The organism is Novosphingobium sp. CCH12-A3 (genome assembly GCF_001556015.1).
GTDB lineage: Bacteria > Pseudomonadota > Alphaproteobacteria > Sphingomonadales > Sphingomonadaceae > Novosphingobium > Novosphingobium subterraneum.
In genome coordinates this window covers 1-1526 of the sequence record NZ_LSIA01000036.1, presented here as the reverse complement: position 1 = coordinate 1526, position 1526 = coordinate 1, and the positions used below count along the sequence as shown (strand labels likewise).

At 57.1% G+C, this 1526-nt stretch carries 2 protein-coding genes; both read right to left on the bottom strand.

The features are described from left to right. Positions 1-218: 218 nt before the first annotated feature. Complete coding sequence (locus tag AX703_RS27175; RefSeq protein ID WP_156451885.1) at positions 219-743, bottom strand: hypothetical protein; 525 nt, start codon at positions 741-743, stop codon at positions 219-221. A gap of 23 nt (positions 744-766) precedes the next feature. After that, positions 767-1526: hypothetical protein (locus AX703_RS03170; protein ID WP_062342580.1), on the bottom strand; the 760-nt coding region annotated here is incomplete at its 5' end.

Here is a 1526-nt window from a genome sequence, read left to right as displayed (position 1 = left end):
TGACAGACCCGGTCTACCCGGCACCGAAACGAACTTCGCTTTGTTCACGGACGACTACGTCACCCCGGGCTTGACCCGGGGTCCCGCTTTTGCCCTTTACGCACCGCCAGAAGAAGCGGGACCCCGGATCAAGTCCGGGGTGACGGCGTTTCTTTTAGGCGCTGGCAGCGCTGGTGAAATGTCGAGAATGGGTCAAGGGCGGGGTTGGCTACGGAGGATCAATCACCGCCGTAAGCATCTGCGGTGATAATAGTCAGGCTCGCATCTTCAGTCAGAAACAGGCAGATGTCGTCAAAGTTTATAAACCGCTGCTGTACGCCGTTGCTCACCTCAATCCAGCATTGATCGTGCACAGCAGCAGACTTTTCCAAGCCAAAATATTTCAAAATCAATGCGACAGCATCAACACTGTGCATGCCGATAATGTTCACATCACCGATCAAAAAATGCCTGTGCGACGAAAGTCCTGTCACGAAACGATCTTTTACAAAAACAGTGTATGACCCATCACGACTGTCAAATATCTCCGAACCAATCTCGTCTGCCGATTCGACGAGACAGTGAAGCGATCGAAAATCATCGTAATCTTCAATCGGCACACCCAATCTAAAACCTGCAACTTGGTTGCATGGCTGCCACCAAGCACCTTCAGACCCGTTTCTCGATTGACAGCTCATTGAGAATGAATGGGGCAACTGCGGAATATTCGCAATCTCCTTCGTATCCAGATCTTCTGCTTCCAACTTGGTGACCGCCAGCCACCCCCTCACAAAAAATTATTCGGCCAGATCATCGTCCGCCACATATGCGCCGTGGGCGACCCGTCAAACCCCAGCCCTTCCTCGGGCTCGCGGAAGTTCCTCGCGATGACGCCTTCCAGTTCCTCCGGCTCCACCACCGGAAAGTCGTCGAAGAAATAGGTGTCGTAGAGCGTCACAGCCCTCGCGGTCATGTACCATTCGTGGCCGCGCGCGTATTCGGCGTCGCGCAGCAGGTATTCGGGCACCTGATAGTCCGGCCCGAAGAACTTGTGGTAGCTGTCAGGGTAGGCATAGCCGACGCTTTCGTCCGCCACATAGCGCAGTGCCTGGTGGTACTTCACCGCAAAGGCCACTTCCGGATCGACATAGGGTGCGATCAGCTGCGCGCTCCAGTAGCCGTGGTCGGCGCGGATCAGGCAGCCGTTGGAAATGTCGTGCAGCAGGCAGGCCATCACGACCTTCTCCGGCAACCCATCGTCCAGCGCGCGCTTGGCGCTGACCAGCAGGTGGCGCACGGTGATGTCGCCGAAGCGGCAGCGGAAGAAATCGAGCAGGCGTGGCCGCTCGGGCATCCGGGGCAGGGCGGGATTGTCGCCCATCATGAACACCGTCTTCGGGTTCAGCAGCTTGAGCAGTTCGGCTTCGTTGTCGACGAAGTCGGTGCCCTTCCAGCCTACGGGTGAAGGGTAGATAAGCCTCTCGCGCCCGGCTTGGGGCCACGGGCGTTCCATCTCGTTATCGTTCATGGGCGAAGGGTAGGCGGGG